5 protein-coding genes and 1 other RNA gene are annotated in these 8,075 nt (G+C 61.5%); 5 read left to right on the top strand and 1 reads right to left on the bottom strand.

Annotation, left to right across the window (positions count from 1 at the left end; translation table 11 throughout):
• Positions 1 to 546 precede the first annotated feature (546 nt).
• Positions 547 to 1,590, bottom strand: coding sequence for a lipase/acyltransferase domain-containing protein (locus ACPQ6D_RS17545; RefSeq protein WP_423225648.1), 1,044 nt, complete (start codon positions 1,588 to 1,590; stop codon positions 547 to 549).
• Between the two features lie 1,044 nt (positions 1,591 to 2,634).
• Here ACPQ6D_RS17545 and ssrA point away from each other — a divergent pair.
• From ssrA to ACPQ6D_RS17520, 5 genes are all read left to right on the top strand, one after another.
• Positions 2,635 to 3,058: a transfer-messenger RNA gene (ssrA, locus tag ACPQ6D_RS17540) on the top strand.
• Between the two features lie 147 nt (positions 3,059 to 3,205).
• Complete coding sequence (locus ACPQ6D_RS17535) at positions 3,206 to 3,997, top strand: SDR family oxidoreductase (protein ID WP_423225647.1); 792 nt, start codon at positions 3,206 to 3,208, stop codon at positions 3,995 to 3,997.
• Between the two features lie 8 nt (positions 3,998 to 4,005).
• Positions 4,006 to 5,724 (top strand): CapA family protein, encoded by a 1,719-nt coding sequence (locus ACPQ6D_RS17530; protein ID WP_423225646.1) that lies wholly within the window; start codon positions 4,006 to 4,008, stop codon positions 5,722 to 5,724.
• Between the two features lie 11 nt (positions 5,725 to 5,735).
• Entirely contained in the window at positions 5,736 to 7,478 is a 1,743-nt protein-coding gene (locus tag ACPQ6D_RS17525; RefSeq protein WP_423225645.1) for a dynamin family protein, read from the top strand.
• Entirely contained in the window at positions 7,475 to 8,005 is a 531-nt protein-coding gene (locus ACPQ6D_RS17520) for a GNAT family N-acetyltransferase (RefSeq protein WP_423225644.1), read from the top strand. Before ACPQ6D_RS17525 ends, ACPQ6D_RS17520 begins: the two co-directional genes overlap by 4 nt.
• The last annotated feature ends 70 nt before the right edge of the window (positions 8,006 to 8,075 follow it).

The raw sequence follows: 8,075 nt of genomic DNA, 5'->3' as shown, positions 1-8,075 counted from the left end.
GGCGTCGCGCCGAAGCTGTAGCGTTCTAGCGACGGGTATGAAGAAGCCCAGGGTGGCGAGAGCTTGCATCTACATACGCAGGGGGCTACCCTGGGCTTCACAGTCAGATAGGTCTTTGTGAGCAGTCAGTCGTTTTGCCGCCGGGAAGACAACGAAATGTCAGCGTTAGGCCACTTGCGGTCTGGCATTCCCCAAACGCCTATCCATATGAGTTAATCCTCAACGGAAATCTCAACATGGATTGACAGCCTGCCATGTGCGCTTCTGCTCGATTTAGCGCCAGGCGAAGGCTGCCAGAGCACAGAGTTACTCCAGATCGAGTTACTCCAGCCGGCATTGGGACCTGGGTTGTTGCAGGTGCATCAGTAGACGATTCCAAACAACCTGACTACTCAGAGCGAGGGAAATGTGATCGACTCCCGGGTTGTCATGGAACTCAAAATGGTAACAGGGCATGGCCTGCCACACTAGGACGGCGTCGTTTGTGATATCCTCCTGGTTCCCGTCACCATCCCTCCTGATAAAGATAGGCGTATTGCCAAGAACCTAGCCTACCTGGAGATTCGGCAACTGTGTACCCACAATCGTCTGGATCCCGGATCCCTTCTCGGCGTAGACATCGACATAGGGAAAGAACGGTGGCAAGAATTTGACGAAGCCGAAATAGTGTGGCGCGATCTGCTTTGCCAGGTCCAACCCAGCATCCTCGAACAACTGCTGGTAATCCTGTGGTGTGTAGTTCTGGCCCGTTGACCCGTTTCGTATTACCACTTCCTGGCCACCGAAGTAGGCGGGGTCGGCCATGGTCATATACGTGGAAGGGTGGCTCACGTACATGGCTGCGCTGCTGGCTGCATTCACCGAGTTTGTCGGGAAAGTGCCCGTGGAAACGTTAAACCCTGTGAAGAGATACTGATAGAACCCCCCCTGCCCCGGCCAATTGCCGGCAATGGGCGTGAAACCATGGATGTACGTGTGCTTCCACTGCTGTGAGGTATGGGTCAACAGGTATAGTGCATAGAACGGCCCGTTCGAATGGCCCACCAGGTGCACGGGCGTGTTGCCGTTTTCACGGTAGGTTTCCTCGATCAACTGAGTTGTGCGCGCCAAGAAGCCACCCATATCCGGCGTCAAGCGGAAGTCGTAGCCGGCAACCCTGATGTTCACATTACGCACATAGCCGGCCTGCTCCAGGCGCGCAAAAAGGGGATCGTACAACGGTGTGCTTTCGGTCCTGCCATAGTTCGCGATTCCAACCTTGACGCCATGCTGCTCCGAGAACCACGGGGCCGAGCTGACAGTGGTCCCCATCGACTGCAGGTGGACCACCAGAGTCAATAGTTTGTCCCGGCACACTTGGCTGAACTCGGCGCCGGGGTAACCCAAGTACGTGTACTCAAAAGTCCCGGAGCTGGGGCACTCGGGCGCGACGGTCTGATTGTGGACGCGGACAGCGAGCCGCGTGCCACCCCAGCCGGGGAACAGGATGACTGGCGTGAGATAATCCGTGGGACGATTGTCCTGAGGGGCCTGGGCAGCAGCAGGTAGACCGCCAAAGACCAGGAGGGTCAGGACAACGATGACGATCATGATCCTCTCGTTTATACGATTCATCTTAGTCTCCCATGTGTGTTGTTGGCGTGTAGACACATCTCTGATTCGGCTCGGCACGCCGGTTTTGGCCGCACGGTGTCGCCCCGTGCATGGCTATATTGGTGGTTGGGCCGGGGGCGCCCTGGAAGCATCCCCGACTTGTACTCGCCATCTTTGAGCTTCTTTAGCTCAGCAATTGTGGTGAACTCATAGGTGCAGCCACGTCTTCTGTTTCTGGCAATCAAACTTCCAAGCCACGAGGGCCATTGCCCACGAGGAAACGAACCTTGTCGTCGGGCGTATAGGCTTCCTCCTTTCATATGGGGCACAGAAGGGGCACAGAAGACCACATGTCTACGAAAGAGGATGGCACGAACATTCTCGCGCATACACTGCGAAATTCGCCGCAAGGTGGTGCGATCTCAATTGGCGTCGCCGTGGACGTTAGTGTGCAGTCAACGCCGAGACAGGGCGTCGAGGAGGTGGCCGAGGGAGTCGGCTTGCAGTCCGACTCCAAGCCGGGCGGTGCTCCAACCGTTGGCGTGGCTGTCGGCGACGCTGCGATGAGGTTTGAGCTGGGGGCAGGCGGTATGATGTTAGCAGTGGTATTTATTTGTGGCGGGGGGGGGTAGCCGCAGCCGCCGCTGAGGTCAGCAGGCTGCAGACAACCAGCAGAAGGACGACCAGCAGCGGACGCGGGATAGGAAGGCGCCCTGAAGAGCGATGGAACGATGAGAAACGCCAACGGGTCATGACAACAGACTCCTTTCATGCAGCGAACGGAACGGGGCGGGGTCAGGGAGTTTCCTGACTGCCAGAAGGATGTCTCAGGCGGGAGTGGACTCTCGCTTTCAGCTTCCACAGCCTGGGCGGCCGCAGAAGCCGGGAGACGGGACGATGTTGCTAACTTTATAACAGACGCGCGCAGCTTTGTCAAGAGGCAATTTTCAACTTTTTTGACATGCCGCAACCTGAAACGCACCCCCGCTGACCTCCGTCGTTTTGATCTCCGGCGCGCTTGTGCTATAATAAGCCTGTCTTGGGGATGAATGGTTTCGACGGGGCAGGCTGGTTGCGAGTCGCAAGCCGAGGCGCTCTCTCCTCGTTAACAAAGAGCAAAACACTAACTGCCAACACTGGCAAGGCCTTCAACTTCGCTCCTCGTTTCGCTGCTGCGCCCGCAATGGCGCTCGCTGCCTAATCGAGTAGGGAAGCGGCCACTCTCCTCTCGCTAGAGAGGACGGCGTATGGGGCGTGGCGCCGCCTGGCGCTTCATACACCGACACACACAGGAGGGCTGCTGCCGGTTCAACACCGATAGAACCGGCCTAAGACTCATCGGTTAGCTTGCATGGCACGCTGTCGTTAGTGGGCCGGCGAGCGAAGCTCCAAAATGACGACTAAGCTTGTAGGGACTTTCTGCCGAATGTTTCGGACGCGGGTTCGATACCCGCCATCTCCACCAGCATGAAACGCCAGCCTTCAGTTCTCGGTTCTGAGAATTGGGGGCTGGCGTCTTTGTAGGGCAGCCGCGACGCGCGTCGCGCAGACACGAAAGGACGCCTTCGGCTCTCGATCTTGGGCACGTTTTGGCGTCTACGAAGGAGGAACCATGGATCTTGGACTGAAAGACAAAGTAGCCTGCGTGGCCGGCGCCAGCAGCGGCCTGGGGTTCGCCGTCGCCAGGCTGTTGGCCGCCGAAGGCGCACGCGTCGCCATCCTGGCCCGGCGGCCCGATCCGCTGAAAGCCGCGGCGGAGCGCATTCGCCAGGAAACCGGCGCGGAAGTGCTGCCGATCACGGCCGATGTCACCTATCCTGTGGCCTGCCAACGCGCCGTGGACACCGCTGCGGCCCATTTCGGCGGCCTGGATATCCTGATCGCCAATGCCGGTGGGCCGCCCACGGGCCTCTTCGAGGAGTTGCGCGATGAGCAGTGGCAGCAGGCCATCAGCCTCAACCTGATGAGCAGTGTGCGCCTGATCCATGCCGCCATTCCACACATGAAGCCGCGCGGCGGCGGGCGCATCATCGTGATCGCCTCCCTGTCGGCCAAGCAGCCGCTGCCTAACCTGATTCTCTCCAACACGTTGCGCGCCGGCATCCTGGGGCTGACCAAATCTTTGTCCAATGAACTCGCTCCCTACAACATCCTGGTCAACAGCGTTTGCCCCGGCTGGACGCAGACCGAGCGCGTGCAATACTTGATGGAAGATCGCGCGCGCCGCCAGGGAATCACCAGCGAGCAAGCCGCGGCCGCCATCGCCAATGACATTCCGCTGCGCCGCATGGCTCAGCCAGAGGAATTCGCCGCGCCCGTGGTTTTCCTGGCCTCGGCCCGCGCGAGCTACATCACCGGCATTGCCCTACAAGTTGACGGCGGGCAGATTCGCAGCATCGTCTGAACTGACTCATGAAACCACTGCACACGAAACTCCTGCTTGCCCTGGGCGTCAGCGCGCTGATCGCGTTGGGCGCTTGCTCCCAGCCCAGCCCATCGCCCGCGGCTCCCACGGCGGCCGCCAGTCCAACAACCGACGCAGCCCCCGCAACCGCCGCGGCGCCGCCAACCGCCGCCCCCACGAACACGACGCCCACGGCGACGCCAACGAGCACACCCATCCCGCCCAAAACCCTGGCGCTTGACCTCAGCGCGCCGGCCGCGCTGCGCACGGAGATTGTTGCTTGGGCCTCCGCGCAGGGCGTCATCCTGATCACCGACACGGCGACGGCAACCTTGACTATCGGCCCGCGCGCGGGCGACAACGCTGTTCTGCTGGCCGAACAGGTCTATGCGGCGGCCGATTGGTTTGCCACCCTGCGCAGCGGCATCGCCAGCGCGTCGCTGCAGGGCTTATGGCAAGGCCAGCCCACCGACGACGGTTTGCAGGTCCTGCTCGTGACCGAAGAGACCGCCCGCGCGCTGACGGGCCTGTGGGGGCCGCCGGGGCCAACCGTGGCTGTGGTCACAGCAGAGGATCTCCTGACGCGTCTGTGGAAGGAAAAAACCGCGCTCGCCATCGCGCCGTTCGATGCGCTGATGCCGCAGATGGCCGCGCTGCCGGTGGATGGCTTGAATATCCTGGCGCGCGATCTTCCGCTGGCGCAGTATCCGTTGGCGGTGCGCACCTGGATCAGCGGGGATGCCGGGCTGGCGCAGGCGCTGGCGCGCGCCTTGCCGATGCAGGCGCCGTTGACGAACCGCCACACTGACCACATCACCAGCCTGATTATGACCGGTGTCACGGCGATGGCCCGCAACACCGCGTACGCCATCGAGCAGCGCGGGGACCCCGCCTTCCCCGCGCGCAAAATCGCCGACGTGCTGAGCGCCGCGGACATCACGCATATCAGCAACGAAATCCCGTTTTACACGGGCTGCGAAGCGCGGCCCATCAAAGACCTGCTGGTGCTGTGCAGCAAACCTGCGTACATGGCCGCGATCAAGTTGGTAGGCGCGGACATCATCGGCCTGACCGGCAACCACATGCTGGATTACGGCATCGAACCGTTCCTGTACACGCTGGACCTGTACGACAAGGAAGGGCTGCCCTATTATGGCGGCGGTCGCAACGACGTGGAAGCCAGCCGCCCGTTGACGATCACCGATCATGGCAACAAGCTGGCCTTCCTGGGCGCCAACAGCTTTGGGCCAGAGTGGAATTGGGCCGATAGCAAATCGCCCGGCGCCCGCGTGTACGATCCGGCGACGATGAAGCAATCCATCACGGACATTCGCCCCTGGGCCGACGTCATCCTGGTGGAGTATCAGGCGGAAGAAACCTACGAGTACGAGCCAAGCTATAACAATCAAATTCAGTTCCGCGCGACGCTGGCCGACGGCGCCGACATCGTCACGGGGGTGCAGGCGCATCAGCCGCAGGCCGTGGAGTTCAGCCAGGACGGCCGGCGCATCATCCTTTATGGCCTGGGCAACCTGTTCTTCGATCAGATGTTTGCCGACAATGTACGCCAGGGCTTGATTCCACGCCATACGATCTATGAAGGCCGCTTGCTGCAAACGGAGCTGCTGACGACGATCCTGGAAGATTACGCGCAGCCGCGCTGGGCGACCGCAGCCGAGCGTGAGCGGATTCTCAAGCTCGTGTTTGCCGCCAGCGGGTTCAAATAGAGGGAGACGCCATGTTACGAAACCTACTCGATCAACAACAAGCCGAGCTGCTGCAAAAGGAACGGACGCTGCTCGAAGACCTGCGCGTCACCCTGGCGCGCTTGGATGCCGCGCCCGAAGATGAACGACGCCTGGCGCTGGCCCTGCGCCAGTTGGAAGAGCTGTTCTTGCTGGTCGTGGTGGGTGAATTCAATGCCGGCAAGTCGGCCTTCATCAACGCCTTGCTAGGACAGAAACTGCTGGCCGAAGGGGTGACGCCGACCACCAATCGCATCAATGTCCTGCGCTATGGCGCCGAGCAGTCCCAGGCCCTGCGCGAGGAAGATGTGCTAGTGTTGACCCTGCCGGTGGCCTGGCTGGAAGAGATCAACGTGGTAGATACGCCCGGCACCAATGCGGTCATCCAGCGCCACCAGGAAATCACCGAGGACTTCGTGCCGCGCAGCGACCTGGTGCTCTTCATCACCTCGGCCGACCGCCCCTTCTCAGAATCGGAGCGCACCTTTCTGAGCCGCATCCGTGACTGGGGCAAGAAGGTGGTCATTGTCATCAACAAGATTGACATTTTTGAGGAAGAGGATGAGATTCAGCAGATCACGCAGTTTGTCGAGGACAACGCGCAAACGCTGCTGGGCGTCCGGCCGCAGATCTTTCCGGTGTCGGCGCGCCTGGCGCAGAAAGCCAAGACCGTGACTGGCGTCGAGCGCAGCGCACTCTGGCAGGCCAGCCGCTTTGGCCCGCTGGAGGAGTTCATCCTGGGCACACTCGATCAACGCCAGCGCGTGCGCCTGAAGTTGGAGAACCCGCTGGGCGTGGCCGCGCGCTTGCAGGAGCAGTACCAGGCCAACACGCAGGCGCGCATGAGCCTGCTGACCGAAGACTTCCGCACGATTGATACGATTGACACCCAGTTGGGCGCGTACGAAGAGGAGATGCGGCACGACTTCAAGTATCAGCTCAGCCACGTGGATAACGTACTGCACGAGATGTCGGCGCGCGGCATGGAGTTTTTCGATGACACCGTGCGCGTGGGGCGCGTGTTCGATCTGGTGAACACCAGCAAGGTCAAAGGCGAGTTCGAGGAGAAGGTGATTGCCGGCGCAGTGCAGGAGATCGAAGTGCAGGTGGGCGAGTTGATTGACTGGCTGGTCGAGCGTGATTTCAAGCAGTGGCAGGGCGTCATGGAGTATCTCAACCGTCGCGCCGATCAGCACCAGGATCGCATCGTTGGGCAACTGGGCGGGCAGTTCGAGTTCAATCGCCGTGAGCTGCTGGCATCGGTGGGCCGCGCCGCGCGCGACGTGGTGGCGAGCTATGACCGGATCGGCGAAGCGCGTCAACTCGCCGATTCCGTGCAGATGGCGGTCGCGCAGACGGCTATTGCGGAGGTGGGTGCGCTGGGATTGGGCACGGTGTTGGTGGTGATTCTGCACACCACGCTGGCGGATGTCAGCGGCGTGCTGGCCGCGGGCGCGGTGGCTGCGTTGGGGCTTTACATCTTGCCGGCGCGACGGCGCAAGGCCAAAGCCGACCTCAAGACGAAGATGGAGACCTTGCGCGGCAATCTGGCCGCGTCTTTGAGCGCCGAATTCGAACAAGAACTGGGGCGCTCCGTGCGTCGCATCCGCGAGGCGATGGCGCCGTACACACGTTTCGTACGCACCGAGCGCACCAAGCTGAGTGAGATTGAGGGTCGTCTCATACAGGCGGCCGTTGACCTGCGCGCCTTGCGCGCGCAGGTGCAGGAGCTGTGACCGCGCGCACACCGGTCTCGCTGCGACCGTTGGGCGCTGATGACGTGATTGCGGTGCAGGCGGTGTACGAGGCCACGCCTGGCTATTTTGAGCTGATGACGGGAGCGCCGGCGCCCGCCTATGAGGCGCAGCGCGAATTCGACAACCTGGCCCGCCAGCCAGGCCGCTTGTGGCTTGGTCTTTTTGTGCCTGATGAAGCCGGGTTGCCCGATCTGATTGGCCTGCTAGATCTGCGCCTCGGTTTTCCTGAACCGCAGATCGTCACCCTGGGACTGCTGCTGGTGTGTGAAGCCCGCCAGCGGCAGGGGTTTGGAAGCCAGGCCTATCGCCTGATCGAGGGCTGGCTGCGTCAGCAAGGGTTCAGCGCGGTCGAACTGCACGTCGCCGGTCAGGCGTTCGGCGTGCAGCAATTTTGGCGGCGGTTGGGTTTCGAGTTCACGGGGCAGCAGCGTCGCGTGGCGCTGGGGCGCAAATCGGTGCGCTTACTGGCTCTGTCCAAGAGCCTGGCGCCCATGCGTGGCAGTTGACAGCGCAGCCACGCGAAACCATATCGAGACAAAACATCAGGGGTCGTGTGAAGGGTTCCAAGCTCTCACG

The sequence above is a fragment of the Candidatus Amarolinea aalborgensis genome (genome assembly GCF_900491745.1).
GTDB classification, from domain to species: Bacteria; Chloroflexota; Anaerolineae; order SSC4; family Amarolineaceae; genus Amarolinea; species Amarolinea aalborgensis.
Note: the sequence above shows the minus strand (reverse complement) of the source record. Positions and strands in the feature narration are given on the sequence as shown.

Coding starts and splice junctions, on each gene's coding strand:
- ACPQ6D_RS17535 (WP_423225647.1), top strand. CDS start 3,206: ATGGATCTTGGACTGAAAGACAAAGTAGCCTGCGTGGCCGGCGCCAGC.
- ACPQ6D_RS17545 (WP_423225648.1), bottom strand. CDS start 1,590: ATGATCGTCATCGTTGTCCTGACCCTCCTGGTCTTTGGCGGTCTACCT.
- ACPQ6D_RS17525 (WP_423225645.1), top strand. CDS start 5,736: ATGTTACGAAACCTACTCGATCAACAACAAGCCGAGCTGCTGCAAAAG.
- ACPQ6D_RS17530 (WP_423225646.1), top strand. CDS start 4,006: ATGAAACCACTGCACACGAAACTCCTGCTTGCCCTGGGCGTCAGCGCG.